This is a genomic window from Mesorhizobium sp. M1169 (genome assembly GCF_040318345.1).
Taxonomy (GTDB): domain Bacteria; phylum Pseudomonadota; class Alphaproteobacteria; order Rhizobiales; family Rhizobiaceae; genus Mesorhizobium.
The window spans coordinates 185,563-205,526 of sequence record NZ_JAMYME010000006.1 but is presented as its reverse complement, the minus strand read 5'-3'; the positions used below and the strand labels follow the sequence as shown (position 1 = coordinate 205,526).

Sequence of the window (19,964 nt, the reverse complement as noted above, 5' to 3'; positions counted from 1 at the left end):
GGCAATTGGCTGGTCATGATTTCCAGGGAGAGCAAGCCATGACAATGAACGTTGCCGACTATGCCCGCGAATGCGCGGCGCGAGGCCTTCGCGGCGATTATTCGGTCTGCCGTGCCGATTTCACCGTGGCGCAGGGCTACAATTATAGCGACGAAGAACAGGCGGTGTGGCGCACGCTGTGCGACCGCCAGACGAAGCTGACCAGGAAGCTCGCCCACCATTCCTATCTCGATGGCGTTGCGGCGCTCGGCCTTCTCGACAAGATCCCGGATTTCGGTGCGGTCAGCGAGAAGCTGCGCAAGCTCACCGGCTGGGAGATCGTCGCTGTGCCGGGGCTCATCCCCGCCCAGCCGTTCTTCGACCACCTCGCCAACCGCCGCTTCCCGGTCACCAACTGGCTGCGAACCCAAAAGGAGCTCGACTACATTGTCGAGCCCGACATGTTCCACGATTTCTTCGGTCACGTGCCGATCCTGACGCAGCCGGTCTTTGCCGACTTCATGCAGATGTATGGCAAAAAGGCCGATAACGTGATTGCGCTCGGCGGCGACGAGATGATCACCAGGCTTTACTGGTACACCGTCGAATACGGGCTGATACGCGAGCCGGGCCAGCCGCTGAAGGCTTTCGGCGCCGGGCTGATGTCATCCTTCACGGAGCTTCAGTTCGCGGTCGAAGGCGGCGAGGCGCACCATGTCCCCTTCGACCTGGAAACCGTAATGCGCACCGGCTACGAGATCGACAAGTTCCAGCGTGCCTATTTCGTGCTGCCGTCGTTCGACGCCCTGCGTGATGCTTTCGAGACCGCCGATCTTGCGGCGATCGTGGCGCGCCGCAAAGGCGAGCCAGCGCTCGACCCGGCGAGCCTATAGGCTGTCGGTTATTCCAACGCCTCGGCCTTCAGCCGGGCCAGCTGGTCGCGCTGAAGGTCGAGGGACGCCGTAACGAAGCGCAGGATCGTGGCGAGCTCAGTGTCGCTGAATGTGGCGATCACCTTTTCCCCCTCCTGCGCGATCGCGCCATAATAGCGCGTCGATAGTTCTCGTGTGAGTTCCGTCGCCTCTATGACCACCTTGCGCCTGTCCTCAAGGCTGCGCGTTCGTGTCAGCAGGCCGCGTGCCTCCAGCCGGTCGATCAGCGCGGTGACCGCGGCCGGCGTCAACCCTGTTGCGGCCGCGACCTCGCCAGCCGATCGCGGGCCGCCATAGAGCAGCGCCAGGCAATGGCGTTCCGCCATACTCAGCCCAAGCCTATCGCCCACTGCCTCGTCATAAGCCTGCGTCGCGTCCTGCCAGCCCATAATGGCAAGGCTGATGGCGGTCTTCATGTCGGCCCGATTCATGCTTGACGAATTTATTTCGATCATCTAACTATCAAACTGCCTAACATTATGGCTATTATAGTAATATGCTGCATCAGGCGCAAGGTAAGGCCTGTCGCAGCCTGCAAGGAGTGAAACATGAATCAGACCCCGACGCGCGGCCCACTCACACCGGCCGAGGAGTTCAAATATGCCAAGCTGGCGATGGAGTGGTATGGCTGGGGCTCTCCCATTGGCCTTGGCATCGCTCTGGTGGCGGTGGCGGCGGCCGCCCTGCTGTTCCGCATCGCCATCTTCGGATTTTGACAGTCTGGCAGCGGCGCGGTTGAATGCAGCAGAAGGCTTAGGGCCGAGCTCAGGCGGCTTCGGAAATATCGCGGTCGATGATCGACAGATTACGGCCGCGATGCTTGGCCTCGTAGAGCCGCTGGTCGGCGGCGCGCATTAGCTCCGACACTGCGGCGTCTCTGCCGCAGGTGATGCCGCCAATACTGACTGTCAGCGGAACCGTTCGTTCGTCGACGGGCCGGAAACGGATACGCTCGACTTCACGGCGGATGCGCTCGGCGATGCGCCTGGCCTCGTGTTCGGTGGCACCAATCAGAAGGGCGCAGAATTCCTCGCCGCCGATGCGGCCAAGCACGTCGCCGCTGCGCACGCCACGCTCTATCGCGTTTGCAATCAGGAGCAGCGCATCGTCGCCGATCAGATGGCCGTAGCTGTCGTTGATGGTCTTGAAATGATCGGCATCGACGATCAGCAATGCCCCGCGATCGGATTTGCGCCGGGAGCCGTCGAGAGCGGCAAAGAAACTTTCGCGGTTGAGCATGCCGGTCATGTCGTCGCGGCTCGCCTTTTCCGCCAAGCGCCTGTGCGCGGCGGCGAGTTGGGCATGGGCGCGGGCGAGCTCGCGATGCGCGGTCTGCAACCTTTCGCCCTGCCAGAACGTATAGGCGCCGACGCTCCAGGCCAGCGCGAGCGGGCACACGGTGGATGTCAGCCAGATGGTGCGATTGATCGGAAACCCCATTGCCGGCACGACGATCAGCGTCAGCAAAAGCGAGACCGCGACGGAGGCGAAAGCGATGGCGGCAGACTTTAGAAATATGCGATTCATCGCTTGCTCCCACTGGTCCGTCTTGGTTCCAGCAAAGCGCTGAATGTCACCTTTCGGCGATGCTTAAGATTTTAATCATGGCGCCATTTTTACCACCCAGGGCGCGCATAGGTTGTGGATAAACCTCCTGATAGAAAGATCGTTTCGTGCCATAAGGACGTATGACGACACTTCCCGACCCCGCCCGCTTTGCCCATGTCACCGACTGGGTGTTCGATCTCGACAACACGCTTTATCCGCATCATTCGAATCTGTTCTCGCAGATCGATGTGAAGATGACCGCCTACGTCGGAGAATTGCTGACGCTGCCGCGCGAGGAAGCACGCAAGCTGCAAAAGGAACTCTACCGCGAATATGGCACGACGCTGAACGGATTGATGACGCGCCACGGCATCGACCCCGACGATTTTCTCGAGAAAGTGCACGACATCGATTATTCCTGGCTGGTTCCAGATCCCGTCCTAGGCACCGCCATTCGCCAGCTTCCCGGCCGTAAATTCATCTTCACCAACGGGGATCGCCGGCATGCCGAACGCACCGCGCGGCAGTTGGGCATTCTCGAGCATTTCGATGATATTTTCGATATCGTCGCAGCCGGACTGAACCCGAAGCCGGCGCGGCAATCCTATGAGAAATTTGCCGAACTCCACGCCGTTACCGGACAAAATGCGGTGATGTTCGAAGATCTTGCCCGCAACCTGTCGGTGCCGAAATCGCTGGGCATGACTACGGTGCTGGTGGTGCCGCGCAATTTCGAGCCGACCTTCTCGGAAATCTGGGAACGCGACCCGGCCAACGAGGACGATGTGGACTTCGTCACCGACGACCTCGCCAGCTTTCTCACGGCGATCGTGGAAGTCCCTGCTTGAGGCAGCCGGCGCGCTTCAAGTCCTTGCTTGCATGTCAAAGTTTATAGAAGCGGCTGACGATCCCCCAGGCCTCGTCGGCAGTGTCGACGAAATCGATGATATCCTGGTCGCCGGGCGTGATCGTGCCTTGCTCGGCGAGGAAATCGAGGTCGATCGCCCTTGCCCAGAAAGCCTTGCCGAACAGAATGACCGGCACGCGTTCCATGCGGCCGGTCTGGATCAGGGTCAGCGTTTCGAAGAACTCGTCCATCGTGCCGAAGCCGCCTGGAAACACCGCAACAGCCTTGGCACGCATGACGAAATGCATCTTGCGGACCGCGAAATAGTGGAAGTTGAAGCAGAGTTCCGGCGTCACGTAGGCGTTTGGCGCCTGCTCGTGCGGCAGCACGATGTTGAGACCGATCGATGGCGCGCCGACATCGTCGGCGCCACGATTGCCGGCCTCCATGACGCCCGGCCCGCCACCGGTCACCACGACGAATTCGCGATAGTACGAGGTGGCCGACTGCTGTGAGCAGAGGCGGGCGAATTTGCGCGCCTCCTCGTAATATTTGCTGTTTTGCTCGAGGTTCTTCTTCTGCGTCTCGTTCTTGGCCGCCCAGGCTTCGCCGCCGGGCTCGGGAATGCGCGCGCCGCCGAACAGGATGACGGTCGATTGGATGCCGCGCTCGGCCAGGATCATCTCCGGCTTCAGCAGTTCGAGTTGCAGCCTGACCGCGCGCAACTCGCGCCGCGTCATGAAATCGGGGTCGTTCCAGGCCAGCCGATATGTCTCCGCGCGCGTTTGCGGCGTGTCCGGCACGCTTTTCGATCGCTCCAGATCCTCGTCCGAATGCGGCAGCGGCGTCCATCCCGCCTTTTCCATGGGAGTCATATTTGCTTTACCCGTCCAATCATTCACCTGCGCCGTCCCGTGACGCTGCCGCGATTGACCCTCCCCAAGCCTTCACATAGGGTCCGCGCGACTTTCAAACAGGTTAAGGCGCCGGCCCTTAACAGCTTGGTAATGGAGCGAATTCATGTCGAAGCCCGATCTCGCGAGCCTCGAGGAGATCATCGAGAACGCCTTCGAGGAACGCGACACGATTTCGACCGCAACCCGCGGCGAGACGCGCGAGGCCATCCAATCGGCGCTCGACCTGCTCGACCGGGGCGTCGCCCGCGTCGCCGAGCGGCAGGCCGACGGCAAATGGCACGTCAACCAGTGGCTGAAAAAAGCGGTGCTGCTGTCGTTCCGGCTCACCCCGATGGAGATCATAAAGGGTGGTCCCGGTCAGGCGGTATGGTGGGACAAGGTGCCCTCAAAATTCGACGGCTGGAGCGCCGTCGATTTTGAGAAGGCGGGCTTCCGCGCCGTGCCGTCGTCGATCGTGCGCCGCTCCGCCTACGTCGCGCCCGGCGCCGTGCTGATGCCGTCCTTCGTCAATGTCGGCGCCTATGTCGACAGCGGCACCATGGTCGACACCTGGGCTTCGGTCGGCTCCTGTGCCCAGATCGGCAAGAATGTGCATCTGTCGGGCGGCGTCGGCATCGGCGGTGTGCTGGAGCCGATGCAGGCCGGCCCAACCATCATCGAGGACAATTGCTTCATCGGCGCCCGTTCCGAAGTGGTCGAAGGCTGCATCGTTCGCGAAGGCTCGGTGCTCGGCATGGGCGTCTTCATCGGCCAGTCGACCAAGATCGTCGACCGTGCCACCGGCGAGATCTTCTACGGCGAGGTGCCGCCTAATTCCGTCGTCGTCGCGGGCTCGCTGCCGGGCAAGCCTTTTCCAAACAACGAGCCCGGCCCCAGCCTCTACTGCGCCGTCATCGTCAAGCGGGTCGACGCCAGGACCCGGTCCAAGACCTCGATCAACGAATTGCTTCGCGATTGATCTTTCTCAACGAATACGGACGGAATTCGCTTGCCTGAAAGATCCGACCTCATCTGGCTTTTCTTCAAAGCTTCGGGCCGCGTCAGCCGCGCGGCCTATTTTCTTGGAGGACTGCTGGTGGCCATCATACAGGCCTTCCCGCTCTACCGTTTCACGCTGGTGCCGGAGGGCACCACCGAGAGCAACATGTGGTCGTTCATTTTCTTCATCGCCTTCATTGCCTCGCTTTGGTCGAACGTGGTGCTGGCGGTCAAGCGGTTGCACGACCTCGACAAGCCGGGCGTTGCGGCGCTGGTGCTGTTCGTGCCGGTTGTCTCGATCATCGCTTTCCTCGTGCTTTGCCTGTTTCCAGGGCAACCCGGCCCCAACCGCTACGGCAAGCGCACCAACGCCCCGGCCGAACCCTGAGCACCGATCGGACATTTCGTCATGCGCTACCGCTCGCTTGATCCGAAACTGATCCTCGAAACCGCCGAACGGCTGGAAGGGCGCGTCGCCGAGCGCTTTCCCGATGCAGGCTTGCGCGGCGTCGCCGCCGAGCTCGTGTCGCTGTCGCGCGATCTGGCAAAGGCAGCCAAGGCGCTGGAGGCGCCGATCTGGTGGCTGCGCGGCCTCATCATCGCCGCCTTCGTCGTCGGAGCGCTGATGTTCCTGTTCGTCGGCACAATCCTACCGCTCGGCCGCATCTCGGGAAACCACGATGCCTTCCAGTCGGTGCAAGGCATCGAAGCCTCCCTCAACATGATCATCCTCGCGGTGCTGGGCTTTCTGGCCTTGATCCGCTCCGAGGAGCGGATCAAGCGCAAGCGGGTGTTTCGCCAGCTCCACGGATTGCGTTCGCTGATCCACGTCATCGACATGCACCAGCTGACCAAGGATCCCGCCGCACTTTCAGCCAGTTTCAAGCCGACTGCGCATTCGCCAGCCCGCATCACCAACGCCGCCGACCTTGCCCGCTATCTCGACTACTGCTCCGAAATGCTGTCGATCACCGGCAAGATCGCCGCGCTGTTCGCGCAGTCGGTGAATGACGCCGTGGTCATCGACGGCGTCAACGACATCGAGAACCTGGCTTCGAACCTCTCGCGAAAGATCTGGCAGAAGATCACGCTGATCGAAACCCCTCATGGGCAGCCGGCACGTGCGGCGAAGACCGATCCCGAGCCGGGTCCGCCGCGTCGGCCTGCAGTCCGCAGACGACCGGGGCCGGCAAGCTAAAACCGGCGACCCGGCGGAAGATCGGCTAGAACGGTTCATCGTTTCGCAGAAACGCCGAACCGCTGTATCTTTTTGTTTTGACGCAATTCCGGACGGAAAACCGCTTCACACTTTTCCTGGAATTGCTCCAGAGCGGCGGAGCGGGGAGTTCCGAAAGCCCGGTTTGCGCCGGATGCTCTAAGCGAATGTTAATCACCCTGGCCCAGCATGCCGGCGAAGACTGTGTCGACCGGCACGGAGCGCTCGACTGGCAAGCGACCTATCCCTGATCACCAAGGAGCCGCGCAAAACGTGGAGCGCCGCCGCTCGCCTCTTTGCCTGGTTCTCTTCGCCGATGAAATTGGAACCGGAAGCTGTCCGCGCCCGGCTTCTCGACACCACCTTCGACCGCAAATTCGCAGTCCTGTTCGGCACCATCAGCGTTCTGTTGGTTGCAGTCAGCGCCGCTCTTGCCACCGGGGATTGGTGGCCCTACGCTTGGATTGCCGCCGACCTGATGCTTTTCACCGTCCGCGTTCTGCTGATGCGGGAATGCGAGCAGGCCCGCAGGCGCGGCTCGAAAGGGCCGCTGGCGGGCCTGATGGCAGCCAGCGGCGTCTGGTCGGTCGTTTTCGGCCTCGGCTGCTATGGCTGTGTTGCCAGCGGGAATATGGCGCTTTCCGTACTTGCCGCCTTGAATGTCGCAGGCGTCGTCGGCGTGGTGTCGTCACGCAATGCGGCGACCCCGCGCTTCGCCATATTCGTCATGTTGGCCGTAAGCCTGCCTTACGTGGTCGGTGCATTGTTTTCTGCGGCGCCCGGAATGCCGATCGTCGGAATTCAAACGCCGTTCTATGTGGCCGGCGTCATCGTCGTGCTGCTTCAGAACCACGCAATCAATGCCCGCATGATCCGCGCCGAACTGGACAATCGCGACCTGGCCATCAAGGACGCGCTGACCGGCCTGCCAAACCGCATCTTCCTGCAGGAGAAATTGCGCGACATGTGCCGCGACCTTGCGGCGCCGGCCGCTAATGGCGGCAAGCCGTTTGCAGTGCTCAGCATGGATCTCGACGGTTTCAAACAGGTCAACGACCGTTTTGGCCACGCCGTCGGCGACGTGCTGCTGCGCAAGGTGGCCGAACGATTGAAGCGCGGCTTCCGTCCGGGGGACGTGGTCTTCCGCATTGGCGGCGATGAATTTGTCATCCTTTTGCCCGCAACCTCGGAGATCGAGGCCACCTACCTGGCAAAGCGGGCCATCGAAAAGGTCTCGGTGCCTTTCGACCTCGGGGTCGGTTCCGCCATCCATGTCGGCTTGAGCGTCGGCAGCGCCTTCGCACCTGCCGACGGCGGCGATCCGGAAATCCTGCTCACCTGTTCCGACCATGCGCTGTACGAAGCCAAGCGCACCGGCAAGGGCCGTTACTGGGCGCCTGTGCGGGCTACGATCTGACGGTCGCGACAACGGCTTCCGGCGACAGGCAGGGCGATCCGCTTCTCTCCTGCTCGGCCGCGCGCACCAGTGCCGTCACGCGCTTCAGCAAAGGTGCCGGCGTGCCGGCCTTTTCGGCCAAACGCAGGACCGCGCCTTGCAGTTCGCCGATCTCCGTCGGCCGGCGGCGCTGAAGGTCATCCCACATCGACGAACGCGCGGCCGGATCGATGGCAAGCATCCGCCGCGCCAAGAACTTGAACAGCCAGTCGGGCAGGCGAAGCACTTTCGGCAGCAGCGCGGGACGCAGGCCGGCGATGCGAGCGGGTTCGATGCCTGTCGCCGTCATTGCCGCCAATGCTTCGTCGATCTGGCCGGCCAGGATCAGCCGCCAGCGGCGATCGGCAAGCTCTGCCGCCAGCGGCAGGCCGGAAAGCGCCACCAGCGCGTTGTTGAGGTTGAGCAGCAGCTTGCCCCATAGCACCGCTTCGATGTCGCCATGCGTGGCGACGGCAAAGCCCTCGACGTCGAGCAGTTCGTCAAGGCCTGTCGCGCCCTGTTCGATCATCACCTTGCCGCCGCTGGCGCGGTGCAGGCGAAGCGGCAATTCGCCCTCCGCCGATTGGACCACGTTGAACGGCACCATGCCCGCGAGCACCCGCCGGGCGGTGAGATGGGCTCGCAATTTATCGGCATTGTCAACGCCGTTCTGGAGACTGAGTATCACCGCATCCGGTCGGGCGTGGGCCGCAATAAGCCCGGCCATGTCCTGCGTCGCGCCGCTCTTGACCGTTAGCAGGATGACATCGGCACCGGGGAATGCTGCGGCCGGATCGGCGGTGACCGACAATGCCTCCGGCTTGACGGATCGGTCGCGGCCATCACGGTCGGTGATGCACAATCCGCCTTTTTGCAGCGCCTTCTCGATGCGAGGCCGCGCCAGCAGAACCACCTTTCGCCCGGCAAGTATCAGGCAGCCGCCGGCGTAGCATCCGATACTGCCGGCACCTGCGATTACGATTGTCTTGCCACGCGTGACCATGCGATGGCCCTGCGTTGGTCGAGAGGCCTTTGCCGCAATCATACGGCATGAAAACCATAATGTCGGCGGCATGGCTGGCCCTTATGTCTGGCCGTGACAGGCCTTGCGCTTTCGACTATCGCTTTTGCCCATGACGCTGCCTACCGATCCGACCAGAAATCTGGCTGCTCTCATCCGCTGCGCTTCCGTGACGCCCGCCGAAGGCGGTGCGCTGAGCGCGCTGGAAGAAATGTTGAAGCCGCTCGGCTTTGCCGTCGAGCGCCCGGTGTTTTCCGAATCCGGCACACCTGACATAGAGAACCTTTACGCGCGGCGTTCCGGCAACGGCCCGCATCTGATGTTTGCCGGTCATACCGATGTGGTGCCGGTGGGCGATGAAACAGCCTGGACGCACCCACCCTTTGGCGCCGAGATCGCCAATGGCGAGATGTTCGGCCGCGGCGCCGTCGACATGAAGGGCGGCATTGCTTGTTTCGTCGCGGCGGTAGCGCGACATATCGCGCAGAAGGGCGGCCCGAAGGGGTCGGTCTCGCTGCTGATCACCGGCGACGAGGAAGGGCCGGCGATCAACGGCACGACGAAACTGCTCGAATGGGCGGCTGCCAAGGGCGAGAAATGGCATGCTGCGATCGTCGGCGAGCCGACCAATCCCGATGCGCTCGGCGATATGATCAAGATCGGCCGGCGCGGCTCGCTCTCCGGCACGGTCGTCGTCAACGGCCGCCAGGGCCACGCCGCCTATCCGCAGCTAGCCGACAACCCGGTGCGCGGCCTGATGACGCTGGTCGACGCCTTGCTGCACCCCGTCTTCGACAACGGAACAAGGGATTTCCAGCCGACCAATCTTGAAGTGACCTCCATCGATGTCGGCAATCCTGCCACCAACGTCATCCCGGCGAAGGCGGCGGCTACCTTCAATATCCGCTTCAACGACACTTGGACTGCCGAGACGATCCAGGCTGAGATCCACAACCGCCTCGACCGGGCGGCGAAACGCAAGAAATACCGCGCCGGCAAGAAGACACCGGTCGACTACGAGATCGTCTGGCGCGACGGGCCGAGCCATGTTTTCCTGACACGCGACGACAGGTTGATCGAGACGCTTGGCGGTTCGGTCAAGGCGGTGACCGGCAGGAAGCCGGCGCTCTCCACCTCCGGCGGCACCTCCGATGCCCGCTTCATCAAGGATTATTGTCCGGTGGTCGAATTCGGCCTGGTCGGCAAGACCATGCACATGGTCGACGAACGCGTGGCGATTGCCGACCTCGAGACGCTGACGCAGATTTATCTGCGCTTCGTTGAAGACTGGTTTGCGCAGGACATATCCTAGTGATGCTTTCAGCGGATGAAACCTACGCTTCGCTTGCCGGTGCCTGGCGGCTGATGCTCGGCAAGGCCGACGGATTTCGCCTGCTCGACCTTTCGGCGGACGGTTTCTGGAACTCCTTTTTTGCCATCGTCGTCGCGGCGCCGGCACTGATCGTCGGCTGGGTCGGTATTGCCAACGAAATCGGCGATCCCAACGCATTCGTCGGCCGTTTCAGCATGTTGATCCGCCTGGCAACCGTCGATATCGGCGCCTGGGTGCTGCCGCTCATAGGCCTCGCCCTGGTGGCGCCGCGGGTCGGCGTCGGCGGCCGTTTCGTCCATTATGTCGTGGCCAGCAATTGGGCCTCGGCGATCATCGCCTGGATGATGCTGCCATCGGCGTTGATCCGGCTTTTCCTGACATCGGCCAACGAAGTCTCCGGACTGGTGTCGCTGCTGTTGTTCGCGCTGTCGATGGTCTTGACCTGGCGGATGACCAACGTTGCGATCGGCAGGGGTGCGGCCACCGGCAGCGCCGTTTTTGCCGGCATGTTCGTGGCGTCGCTGATCGTCCTGTTCGGCCTGCAGGCGCTGCTCGGGATCAGCGTTCCGGATCAGCCAGGCGTCGGATAATCGACGCCGACGAGAAACAGCCCGTCGGGCGGCGCCACCTGACCGCAGGCCGCACGGTCGCGCGCCTCAAGCGCCGCCTTGAGGTCGGCAACAGTCCAGCCGCCTTCGCCGACACGTTTGAGCGAGCCGACCATCGAGCGCACCTGGTTGTGCAGGAATGACCGCGCCGAAGCGCGGACCTCAATGAAATCGCCCGCCCGGCTGACATCCAGCCGGTCGAGCGTGCGGATGGGGCTGGTGGCTTGGCACTGGGTCGAGCGGAAGGTGGTGAAATCATGCCGGCCAACCAGCACCTTTGCCGCCTCGTGCATGGCACCGGCATCGAGCTGCTTCGGTACCCACCAGATCTTGCCCTTGTCGAGCGCCGCCGGCGCGCGGCGATTGACGATGCGGTAGAGGTAATGGCGGCCGATCGCCGAGAAACGCGCATCGAAGCCATCCGGCACGACTGCGGCCTTCAGGATGGCGATGCGCACCTTGGCCGCTTGCAGATGCGCGTTGACTGCGTCGCGCACCTTGTCGCCGGGCCATGCCTTGATCAGATCGACATGCGCCACCTGAGCGGTCGCATGGACGCCAGCATCGGTGCGGCCGGCGGCGCGCAGCGAAACCTGCTCGCCACAGAACTTCTCGATCGCCCGCTCGATCGCCTGCTGCACCGAAGGCTGGTTGGCCTGGCGCTGCCAGCCGGCGAAGAGACTGCCGTCATATTCGATGTCGAGGCGAAAACGCGGCATTCCCGGATCGAGGCGAAATCAGGCGGCGAGGGCTGAGCCGAAGGCCGAGGCGTAGACCAGCATGCCGGTCTCCGGCGCCTCGCCCCAGGCAAGCGCCTGCAAAGCCTCGCTTTGGTACTCGCTCTCGAATTTTGCTGCACGGGCGCGGCTGTAGCCGAAACGGCCATAGTAAGCCGGATCGCCGAGCACCACGGCGAGCGTCTCGCCAGCAGCCTTCAGGCGGATATGCGCCTCGCGGACCAGCGCACCTCCGATGCCGGTGCCGTGGAACGACGGCTCGACCGCCAAAGGAGCCAAAGCCACCGCCGGGAAGCTCTTGCCGCCATTCTGCACGAAAAGCCGTGAAAACAGGATATGGCCGACCACTTGCCCGTCTTCGTCCGCCACCAGTTCGACGACGGCATCACCGCCTGTGACCAGCGCGTCGACCAGTCCGGCCTCCGCCTGCTGGCCGAATGCGTGTTCTTCGACAAGGCGGATCGCCTCGCGGTCCCGCGGCGTCGCCGCGCGTATGGACATCATGCTCATGACAATTTCATTCCTTTTTCGAGCTTGGCGCCGCGCAGAAACTCCTGCGCGGCAATGGGCCTTGCGCCCGCACGTTGAACTTCGACCGGCCTGATCGCGCCTGACCCGCAGGCGACTGTCAGCCGGTCATCGAGAATTCCTCCCGGTTCGCCGGCGCCTTGCGAGAGCGTCGAGCGAAGCAGTTTCAGCCGTTCCACGCGGCCGCCGATTTCGGCCTCGCACCATGCACCGGGAAAGGGCGACAGACCGCGAATCTGGTTGTGCACGTCGCCGGCAGGTCGCAGCCAGTCTATGCGAGTCTCCGATTTATCGATTTTCTTGGCGTAGGTCACCCCCACCTCCGCCTGTGTGGTAAATGTCAGCGTATTCCGCTCCAGCCGTTCGAGCGCTTGCACTATCAGCGAAGCACCCAAGACCATCAGCCGATCGTGCAGATCGCCGGCCGTCATGTCGGGTCCAATGGCGCATTTTTCAACCATTGCCACCGGGCCGGTGTCGAGGCCTTCCTCCATCCGCATCACCATCATGCCCGTTTCGGTATCGCCGGCCATGATGGCGCGCTGGATAGGGGCAGCGCCGCGCCAGCGCGGCAGCAGCGATGCATGGCCGTTGAGGCAACCGAGCCGCGGCGCCTCGAGAATGGGTTTGGGCAGAAGCAGCCCGTAGGCGACCACCACGGCGACGTCGGCACGCAACGCGCGGAACGCCTCCTGCTCCGCCTCGCCCTTCAGCGACACCGGCGACCGCACCTCGATGCCAAGCCGCTCCGCCTCGCGCTGCACCGGCGACGGCGTCAGTTCGAGCCCGCGCCGGCCGCCGGCGCGCGGCGGCTGCGTGTAGACGGCTGCCAACTCGTGCCCGGCCCCGGCAATCGCCCGCAGCGTCGGCACGGAGAATTCGGGCGTACCCATGAAGATGACACGCAGGGGCATTCGTCGACGCCTACCCCACCATCTTGCCCGGCGCCTTGTCCCTGGCGAGCTTCTTGAATTTCTTGACCACCATGTCGCGCTTCAGCTTGGAGATGTAATCGATGAACAGCACGCCGTTGAGGTGGTCGATTTCATGCTGCAGGCAGGTCGCCATCAGCCCCTCGGCCTCGATCTCCTGCAGCTTGCCATCGCGATCGAGATATTTCACCCGTACCGCGGCGGGGCGCTCGACTTCCGCATAGTAATCGGGGATCGACAGGCAGCCTTCCTCATAGACCGAACGCTGGTCGGAGCTTTCAAGGATTTCGGGATTGATGAAGACGTGCGGCGCCGGCGTCTCGTCCTCCTTGGCGAGGTCGATCACCAGCATGCGCAAGGGTTCGCCGACCTGGATCGCTGCGAGGCCGATGCCGGGCGCGTCATACATGGTGTCCAGCATGTCGCCGGCCAGTTTGCGCAAATCGCCATCGACACGCTCGACCGGTTTTGAAACCTGGCGCAGGACGGGATCGGGGAGGATGATAAGCGGCTTGATCGACATGGCGTCTCACCTAAGACCTCGCAGGAAAAGCGTCAACCGGGACGCCTTCGGGTCGTTCACGTTTTGATCTGTGCCGGCAGACCGAATCATCTATGCTGTCGGCATGAACGATCTGGCCACCATCCTGTCCGAACCTGTCGCCCGCCTCGGCGCCACCACGCTCACGCTCGGCCATGCCCTGGGTTTCGGCGCAATGCTGTTCCTTGGACTGTTCGTCGCGCTCGTCGTTGCGCTGTGGCGATCGGCCAAGGCGCGTGCAGTGGCGGCCGCCGAAGCCGCCGACCACGCCCGCGACGCCGAGGCGCGGATGGCCGGCATTCTGCAATCCCAAGCGGAAATGCAGGGCCGCATGGGCGCCATCGCCGAAGTGTTCGGGGCGCGCCAGGCGGAACTGACACAGTCGATCGGCCAGCGTCTCGATGCCATGACCGGCCGCCTGGGCCAGACCATGACCGAGCAGACGAGATCGACGCATGAGAGCCTCGCCAAGCTGCAGGAACGGCTGGCGGTCATCGATATTGCGCAAGGCAACATCCAGTCGCTGGCCGGCCAGGTCGTGCAATTGCAGGCGATCCTTTCCAACAAGCAGACGCGCGGCGCCTTCGGCCAGTCGCGTATGGAAGCCATCGTCGCCGACGGATTGCCGCACGGCGCTTATGAATTCCAGGCGACCTTGTCGAATGGCAGCCGGCCCGACTGCCTGGTAAAGATGCCGAACGGCGCGCCGTCGCTTGCCATCGACGCAAAGTTTCCGCTCGAGGCGTGGAATGCCATCCGTGCCGCCGAAGGCGCCGACCTGCAGAAGTCCGCCGCACAGGCTTTCCGCCGCGACATCGAGGTGCATGTCCGGGATATTTCCGAAAAATACCTGATCCAGGGCGAGACGCAGGACACCGCCTTCATGTTCGTGCCTTCGGAATCGGTGTTCGCCGAAATCCACGAGAATTTCGAGGCCGTTGTCCAGAAGGCGCATCGATCGCGGATCGTCATCGTCTCGCCATCGCTTTTGATGCTGTCGATCCAGGTCATCCAGGCGATCCTCAAGGATGCGCGCATGCGCGAGCAGGCGCACTTGATCCAGGGCGAGGTCATCCGGCTGATGGAAGACGTCTCCCGGCTCGACGAGCGGGTGCGCAAATTGCAGACGCATTTCGGTCAATCGGCCAAGGATATCGAGGACATCCTGGTCTCGACATCGAAGGTGACCAGGCGCGGACAAAAGATCGAGGCGCTGGAGTTTGGCGTGCAGCCGGCGGAGGACACCGCTGGTTCGAATGGCAGCGGAGCAAAAGCGGAAAGCAGCCCGCGCGTCGCCGATTCGAAAACCGGGCAGTTGAGGCTAAGGGTCGTCGAAGGCGACGATTGAGAGCTGCGCCGGAACCGGAGGCTTCGCCCCGGTCTGGCGCTACTGCTCCTCGATGATGGTTGTGCCTTCGAATTCCGGCAGCCAATGCAGCGCCGAGCGGTGCCAGATCTGCTTTCTCGGCACCAGTTGCTCGCGCTGCCGTGCCGTGCCGACCCTGATACCGTAAACCTTCGGTCCCTCGCCCGCCGACGTGGCGTAGAGATGCGAGCCGCACTCACCGCAAAATGCCTGGGCGCGCTTGGCGCCGCTCGAACCGGTCTTGATGTAGATCTTCGGCGTGCCCTTGGTGATCCTGTAATTGTCCTCGGACGCCGGCACGGTGACGCGAAAGGCCGTTCCGGTTAGCTTCTGACAATCGATGCAGTGACAAATGGTGGTCTTTTCCGGATCGATCTCGGCCTCGTAAGTAATGGCGCCGCAATGACACCCGCCGTCGATTTTCATCTTCGTTCCTCCTGGAGCTTTTGCCCGCAATCATAACCGGGACTGCCCGATGGCGCAGCCATTTTCCTCAGGCTGGTTCCCCTCCGGACGCCGCCAAGGCCTTGCTCCGGCGTTCCCAGGTGCCGGTGGTCTGCGGTTTGACGAAGAGCCGCGTCACCTCCGGCATCTCCGCCTTCAGCCGCGTCTCCAGGCGCTCGACACAGGTCTCTATCTCCGGCGCCGACAAATGATCCTCGAACTCGATGCTCAAAGCGGCGACGATCTCCTGCGGACCCATATGCAGCGTCAGCGCGCCATTCGCCCGCTGCACCGCCGGGTCCTGCTGGACGATGGCCAGCACCTCTGTTTGCACCTCGGGCGAAGCCGGCTCGCCGAGCAGCAGGCTCTTGCTTTCGCGCGCCAGGAAGATCGCGGTCCCGCCCAGGATCAGCGCGATGCCGATCGACGCGGCGCCGTCGAGCTTCGGCATGTCCAGCAGTTCCGCCGCCGATATCCCGGCGAAGGCGACAACGAGGCCGAGAAGTGCCGCGCTGTCCTCGAAGAGTACGGTGTAGACACTCGGATCCTTGCTGAGCTGCACCGCCTCGAGCCAGCCGTGGCTGCCTTTTTGGTGGCGGAACTCCTTCAGCGCCACCAGCCAAGAGGTGCCTTCGAAGAGAAAGGAAAGGCCAAGGACAGCGTAGTTCACCTTGGCGTTGGCAATCGGCTCCGGCGCCATGATGTGCGTCACGCCTTCGTAGAACGATATGCCGGCACCCAGTGCAAAGACGAGGAGCGCGACGATGAAGCTCCAGAAGTACAGCTCGCGGCCATGGCCGAGCGGATGCGTGCGGTCGGCCGGCCGAGCGGCACGGTGCATGCCGTAAAGCAGCAGGCTGCCATTGCCGGTATCGACGAGCGAGTGGACGCCTTCCGAGAGCATTGCCGAGCTGCCCGTGAACAAGGCAGCGGCAAATTTGGTCACTGCGATCGCAAGATTTCCGGCGAGCGCCGCATAGATCACTTTTTTTGACCCGCCATGCGCCGCCATGGTGTGCTGCCTTGGTTGATGCACCGAGATTGGCGGAGCGCCCGCCCACGCTCCACAGTCCCCCACAACGCCCGAAGTGCCCAGTTGTTCACAAGGTCAGTTGTTCAAAAGGGCGGCGCGGGGCTATTCGACGACCTCGTCCGTCCAGACCTTGAAGCCAGCCAGCGCGCCCGGCCCAAAAATGTGGGTCAGCGGCACATCGGCGGCATCGCGTCCGGAGGCAATCAGGATGCGGCCGATGCGCGGCGCGTTGTTGCGCGGGTCGAACGCTTGCCAGCGGCCGCCGAGATAGACTTCCATCCAGGCGGCGAAATCCATGTCCGACCACGGCTTTGGCAGGCCGATATCACTGATATAGCCGGTGCAGTAGCGGGTCGGAATGTTCAGGGCGCGGCAGAAGGCGACAGCGAGATGAGCAAAGTCGCGGCATACACCACTCTGCTCGCGATAGACCTCGGCGGCGGTGCGCGTCGGCCGCGCATTGTAATAGTTGAAGACGATGTGGTTATGGACGAAGTCGCAGACCGCCTGGACGCGCGGAATGCCGAGCGGGGTGCTGCCGAACAGCCGCCACGCTTCATTCGACAGCACGTCGCTCTCGCAATAGCGGCTGGGCAGCAGGAACAGCAGCGTCTCCGACGGCAGATCGCGCACCTCGTGCTGCCACGCCGTCAGCTCGCGCGTCTCGAAGGAGCCGGGGTCGCGGATCACCGCGTCCGTGCCGAACGCAAAGCGCCCGGCCGGCGCAACGAAACGGTTGCACCAATTGCCGAAACTGTCGCGGTAGCTCTCGATCGGCACCGGCGGGTTCGACGTCAGGAAGTCCGGCCGCTCAAGATCGGATGCGCGCGAATAATGGACATTTAGCATCGCGATCAGCGGTGTTTCCTGCGGGAAGTCGAAGCTCATCTGGCAACCGATGTGGATCCGCATTGTCGTCCTGACCGGCCTGCCTGATCATCAGCCGGCGAAACGCGAGGGCTGATGCTGCAGTGCGAAGAAGACCATGGCACGGACCGCTGCGGTTTACGAGGGAATTAGAAACCGGTTGACAGCCCATCGGCCAGGCGACTGCACGGCAGCGGCCTCTTGCAGTCGAACGTTTTCTCTTGTTTCACTTCGCCAGATATCAACTGGAGGAACGAATCATGGCTAAGGGTGCGATGAAGGCAGGCAAGGAGGCCCGCAAGCCGAAGAAGGACGCGAAGAAACCGGCTCCGGCGCCGGCCCTGAAGGCACCGCCGGTGAAGGCGATGAAGCTGAAGGACAAGTAGAGCCGCAGCTACCGGCTTATTTCGACCGGCCGCAAACGCGGCCGGTATGATTGTTCATTAAGCTCACGCGCATCCCCTTGGATGCGGCGAAGGCAATTTTTGCGCTTTTCAAGAAATCGGCCGAAAGCCATCGAAACGGAGCGTTCCGATGTCGTCGGTTTTCCTGTTCCTCGCCGGCCTGTTCGAGATCGGCTGGGCGATCGGCCTCAAATACACCGACGGATTCTCGAAGCCGCTGCCAACCGTCCTGACGGTTGCCTCGATGATCGTCAGCCTGACCTTGCTCGGCCTGGCGCTGAAGGCGTTGGCGGTCGGCACCGCTTACGCGGTGTGGACCGGCGTCGGCACGGCGCTGTTGGGGATATGGCTGCTCGGCTGCTCGGCGACCCAGCGACGGCGATCAGGCTGGCCTGCATCGCGCTAATCGTCTGCGGCATCATGGGACTGAAGCTCGCGGCTTAGCCGATTCTGACAGACGAACGCGTTCGGGGCCGCTGCAAGGCGGCCCTGATTCTTGAATTCGGCTGATCAGTGCCGGAAGGCGCTATCGCGCGGAGAAGCCGGGCGGCGTCCTGCCGGTGCGCTGCTTGCGCGCGGCATAGCGTGCGTCACGCTTGGCCTTGCGTTCGGCCTCGTCGGCAAGAAAACGGGCGATGCGCTCGTTCTCTTCAGCTTCCCGGATCTTCGCTTCGGCCTGTGCGGCTTCTTCCGCGGCGATGCGTGCCGCTTCGGCAGCTGCCTCGCGCTCGGCCTTTTCGGCCGCTTCGCGCGCCAGCTTTTCCTGCTTCAGCCTGGCCTTTTCGGCCTCACGTATAGCGCGGGCCTCGAGGATTGCCTTGCGCTCGGCCTGTCGTGCCAGCACCGCTGGATCATCTGCCGCCGGCTTTGCCTTGAAGCGCTCCAGAAGCGCCTTCTTTGCCTCGTTTGCGGCATTGCGCCGCTCGAAAACGTCTTTTTCCCTATAGATAGCCAAGTCCACTTCCCTGAAGTCAATTTGCGACGCTTACATACGCGCGAAAACCGAGAGTTCAAGCGCCAAAACGGTATGCCAGCCATGAAATTCTGATCTGTTGCAGCCGGGAGACGCCATTTCGATTGAATTCGGCTGAAAGGCACCCGCACTGTTCACCATCCAGGCATCTGGCGGGGCGGCGGACTGATCGCTACGTGTAGCGCCAAGACAAAACGCTGAGATGACAGTATGGAACTCGGTCTCTACACCTTCGCCGACGTCAGCCCGGAACCGGGTCCCGGTGCGATCGGTGCGCATGAGCGGTTGCGCAATTTGATCGAGGAGATCGAGCTCGCCGACCAGGTCGGGCTGGACGTCTTTGGTCTCGGCGAGCACCACCGTCCCGACTATGCTGCCTCGGCTCCGGCGGTGGCGCTGGCGGCGGCGGCCGAACGGACCAAGCGCATAAGGCTGACCAGCGCTGTCACCGTGCTGTCCTCCGACGATCCGGTGCGCGTCTTCCAGCAGTTTGCCACCCTCGATCTTCTGTCCGGCGGCCGTGCCGAGATCATGGCCGGGCGCGGCTCGTTCATCGAGTCCTTTCCGCTGTTCGGCTACAATCTCGAAGATTATGACGAGCTCTTCGCCGAGAAGCTCGACCTGCTGCTCGCCATCCGCGATCATGTCAAGGTGACCTGGTCGGGCAGTCTGCGCGCGCCGATCAACGACCGCGGCGTCTACCCGCGGCCCTTGCAGGACAAATTGCCGATCTGGATCGCCGTCGGTGGAACACCGCAATCCGTCGCCCGCGCGGGCGTGCTCGGGTTGCCGCTGGCACTGGCGATCATCGGTGGCGAGCCGGCGCGGTTCGCACCACTGTTCGACATCTACAGGGATGCAGCCAGGCGCGCCGGCAACGATCCGGCAAGCCTTGCCACCAGTCTCAACGTGCACGGCTTCATTGCCGACAGCACGGACCAGGCAGCCGACGATTTTTACGGGCCGCAGGCCGAGGTGATGAACCGCATCGGCCGCGAGCGCGGCTGGGGGCCGACATCGCGGGCGCATTTCGACCAATCGCGCGGTCCAAACGGCGCGCTGTTCGTCGGCAATCCAGAACAGGTGGCCGAGAAGATCATTGCCCAGCACAGGATATTCGGCAACGACCGCTTCCTGCTGCAAATGGCGATCGGCACCATGCCGCACGCCAAGGTGATGAAGGCCATCGAACTCTACGGAACCAAAGTGGCGCCGATCGTGCGCCGGGAAACTGCGAAGGCCGTTCCCGCCGTGGCGGCGCCGGTTGCCTGATTCCCAGTCACCTGATTCACCGGCAAGGCCGCGAGGCGGCCTGGCCGGTGACG

24 protein-coding genes and 1 pseudogene are annotated in these 19,964 nt (G+C 63.1%); 13 read left to right on the top strand and 12 right to left on the bottom strand.

The window, feature by feature from the left end; translation table 11 throughout:
* Positions 1–38 precede the first annotated feature (38 nt).
* On the top strand, positions 39–872 hold the full coding sequence (gene phhA / locus NKH41_RS09160; protein WP_352472351.1) for a phenylalanine 4-monooxygenase: 834 nt from the start codon (positions 39–41) through the stop codon (positions 870–872).
* A gap of 8 nt (positions 873–880) precedes the next feature.
* Here phhA and NKH41_RS09155 read toward each other — a convergent pair whose 3' ends face one another.
* Entirely contained in the window at positions 881–1,366 is a 486-nt protein-coding gene (locus tag NKH41_RS09155; protein ID WP_352455980.1) for a MarR family winged helix-turn-helix transcriptional regulator, read from the bottom strand.
* 93 nt (positions 1,367–1,459) lie between these two features.
* Here NKH41_RS09155 and NKH41_RS09150 point away from each other — a divergent pair, with 93 nt between their 5' ends.
* A complete protein-coding gene (locus NKH41_RS09150) occupies positions 1,460–1,627 on the top strand; it encodes a hypothetical protein (protein WP_352455979.1) in 168 nt (55 codons plus the stop codon).
* 49 nt (positions 1,628–1,676) lie between these two features.
* Here NKH41_RS09150 and NKH41_RS09145 read toward each other — a convergent pair whose 3' ends face one another.
* Positions 1,677–2,438, bottom strand: a complete 762-nt coding sequence (locus tag NKH41_RS09145) for a GGDEF domain-containing protein (protein ID WP_023677477.1) — start codon at positions 2,436–2,438, stop codon at positions 1,677–1,679.
* 161 nt (positions 2,439–2,599) lie between these two features.
* On the opposite strand from NKH41_RS09145, the gene NKH41_RS09140 reads away from it, so the two are divergent.
* Positions 2,600–3,307, top strand: coding sequence for a pyrimidine 5'-nucleotidase (locus tag NKH41_RS09140; RefSeq protein WP_352455977.1), 708 nt, complete (start codon positions 2,600–2,602; stop codon positions 3,305–3,307).
* A gap of 34 nt (positions 3,308–3,341) precedes the next feature.
* Here NKH41_RS09140 and NKH41_RS09135 read toward each other — a convergent pair whose 3' ends face one another.
* Positions 3,342–4,181 (bottom strand): LOG family protein, encoded by an 840-nt coding sequence (locus NKH41_RS09135; protein ID WP_023718198.1) that lies wholly within the window; start codon positions 4,179–4,181, stop codon positions 3,342–3,344.
* Positions 4,182–4,326: 145 nt separating this feature from the next.
* Here NKH41_RS09135 and dapD point away from each other — a divergent pair, with 145 nt between their 5' ends.
* From dapD to NKH41_RS09115, 4 genes are all read left to right on the top strand, one after another.
* The gene (dapD, locus tag NKH41_RS09130) at positions 4,327–5,181 is read left to right on the top strand and encodes a 2,3,4,5-tetrahydropyridine-2,6-dicarboxylate N-succinyltransferase (RefSeq protein WP_023677474.1); all 855 of its coding nucleotides are present in this window, start codon (positions 4,327–4,329) and stop codon (positions 5,179–5,181) included.
* Positions 5,182–5,211: 30 nt separating this feature from the next.
* Positions 5,212–5,589: a DUF805 domain-containing protein gene (locus NKH41_RS09125; RefSeq protein ID WP_352539950.1), complete on the top strand. Its 378-nt coding sequence runs from the start codon at positions 5,212–5,214 to the stop codon at positions 5,587–5,589.
* Positions 5,590–5,610: 21 nt separating this feature from the next.
* Entirely contained in the window at positions 5,611–6,399 is a 789-nt protein-coding gene (locus tag NKH41_RS09120) for a hypothetical protein (protein WP_352769612.1), read from the top strand.
* Between the two features lie 334 nt (positions 6,400–6,733).
* Positions 6,734–7,834, top strand: coding sequence for a GGDEF domain-containing protein (locus NKH41_RS09115; protein WP_352769610.1), 1,101 nt, complete (start codon positions 6,734–6,736; stop codon positions 7,832–7,834).
* Here the strand turns inward: NKH41_RS09115 and NKH41_RS09110 are convergent.
* Positions 7,824–8,855 (bottom strand): 2-dehydropantoate 2-reductase, encoded by a 1,032-nt coding sequence (locus NKH41_RS09110; RefSeq protein ID WP_352769607.1) that lies wholly within the window; start codon positions 8,853–8,855, stop codon positions 7,824–7,826. The genes NKH41_RS09115 and NKH41_RS09110 overlap by 11 nt on opposite strands.
* 130 nt (positions 8,856–8,985) lie before the next feature.
* Here NKH41_RS09110 and dapE point away from each other — a divergent pair, with 130 nt between their 5' ends.
* The gene (gene dapE, locus NKH41_RS09105; RefSeq protein WP_352769604.1) at positions 8,986–10,185 is read left to right on the top strand and encodes a succinyl-diaminopimelate desuccinylase; all 1,200 of its coding nucleotides are present in this window, start codon (positions 8,986–8,988) and stop codon (positions 10,183–10,185) included.
* A gap of 2 nt (positions 10,186–10,187) precedes the next feature.
* A complete protein-coding gene (locus NKH41_RS09100; protein ID WP_352455970.1) occupies positions 10,188–10,796 on the top strand; it encodes a transporter in 609 nt (202 codons plus the stop codon).
* Here the strand turns inward: NKH41_RS09100 and truA are convergent.
* From truA to def, 4 genes are read right to left on the bottom strand one after another with little or no spacing between them, the layout of a single operon-like run.
* The gene (truA, locus tag NKH41_RS09095) at positions 10,778–11,533 is read right to left on the bottom strand and encodes a tRNA pseudouridine(38-40) synthase TruA (protein WP_352539947.1); all 756 of its coding nucleotides are present in this window, start codon (positions 11,531–11,533) and stop codon (positions 10,778–10,780) included. The genes NKH41_RS09100 and truA overlap by 19 nt on opposite strands.
* A gap of 18 nt (positions 11,534–11,551) precedes the next feature.
* Positions 11,552–12,061, bottom strand: a complete 510-nt coding sequence (locus NKH41_RS09090; protein WP_352539946.1) for a GNAT family N-acetyltransferase — start codon at positions 12,059–12,061, stop codon at positions 11,552–11,554.
* Positions 12,058–12,987 carry a methionyl-tRNA formyltransferase gene (gene fmt / locus NKH41_RS09085; protein WP_352769676.1) on the bottom strand — a complete coding sequence of 310 codons (930 nt, stop codon included), beginning with the start codon at positions 12,985–12,987 and terminating at the stop codon, positions 12,058–12,060. Before fmt ends, NKH41_RS09090 begins: the two co-directional genes overlap by 4 nt.
* A 16-nt stretch (positions 12,988–13,003) precedes the next feature.
* Positions 13,004–13,534, bottom strand: coding sequence for a peptide deformylase (gene def, locus NKH41_RS09080; protein ID WP_352455964.1), 531 nt, complete (start codon positions 13,532–13,534; stop codon positions 13,004–13,006).
* 103 nt (positions 13,535–13,637) lie between these two features.
* Between def and NKH41_RS09075 the strand changes: the two genes are divergently transcribed.
* The gene (locus NKH41_RS09075; protein ID WP_352769600.1) at positions 13,638–14,900 is read left to right on the top strand and encodes a DNA recombination protein RmuC; all 1,263 of its coding nucleotides are present in this window, start codon (positions 13,638–13,640) and stop codon (positions 14,898–14,900) included.
* Between the two features lie 39 nt (positions 14,901–14,939).
* Here the strand turns inward: NKH41_RS09075 and NKH41_RS09070 are convergent, their stop codons facing one another.
* The 3 genes from NKH41_RS09070 to NKH41_RS09060 form a co-directional block, all read right to left on the bottom strand.
* The gene (locus NKH41_RS09070; RefSeq protein WP_352769472.1) at positions 14,940–15,344 is read right to left on the bottom strand and encodes a GFA family protein; all 405 of its coding nucleotides are present in this window, start codon (positions 15,342–15,344) and stop codon (positions 14,940–14,942) included.
* 67 nt (positions 15,345–15,411) lie between these two features.
* Positions 15,412–16,374: a cation diffusion facilitator family transporter gene (locus NKH41_RS09065; protein WP_352769597.1), complete on the bottom strand. Its 963-nt coding sequence runs from the start codon at positions 16,372–16,374 to the stop codon at positions 15,412–15,414.
* Positions 16,375–16,497: 123 nt separating this feature from the next.
* A complete protein-coding gene (locus NKH41_RS09060) occupies positions 16,498–17,307 on the bottom strand; it encodes a transglutaminase-like domain-containing protein (RefSeq protein ID WP_352769594.1) in 810 nt (269 codons plus the stop codon).
* Between the two features lie 215 nt (positions 17,308–17,522).
* On the opposite strand from NKH41_RS09060, the gene NKH41_RS09055 reads away from it, so the two are divergent.
* Together NKH41_RS09055 and NKH41_RS09050 are read left to right on the top strand one after the other, a co-directional pair.
* Positions 17,523–17,648 carry a hypothetical protein gene (locus tag NKH41_RS09055; protein ID WP_013528464.1) on the top strand — a complete coding sequence of 42 codons (126 nt, stop codon included), beginning with the start codon at positions 17,523–17,525 and terminating at the stop codon, positions 17,646–17,648.
* A gap of 148 nt (positions 17,649–17,796) precedes the next feature.
* A pseudogene (locus tag NKH41_RS09050) lies at positions 17,797–18,110 on the top strand (DMT family transporter).
* 82 nt (positions 18,111–18,192) lie between these two features.
* On the opposite strand, the gene NKH41_RS09045 reads toward NKH41_RS09050, so the two are convergent.
* Entirely contained in the window at positions 18,193–18,621 is a 429-nt protein-coding gene (locus NKH41_RS09045; RefSeq protein WP_023718183.1) for a DUF6481 family protein, read from the bottom strand.
* Positions 18,622–18,849: 228 nt separating this feature from the next.
* Here NKH41_RS09045 and NKH41_RS09040 point away from each other — a divergent pair, with 228 nt between their 5' ends.
* Positions 18,850–19,911, top strand: coding sequence for an LLM class flavin-dependent oxidoreductase (locus NKH41_RS09040; protein ID WP_352682292.1), 1,062 nt, complete (start codon positions 18,850–18,852; stop codon positions 19,909–19,911).
* Positions 19,912–19,964: the final 53 nt, after the last annotated feature.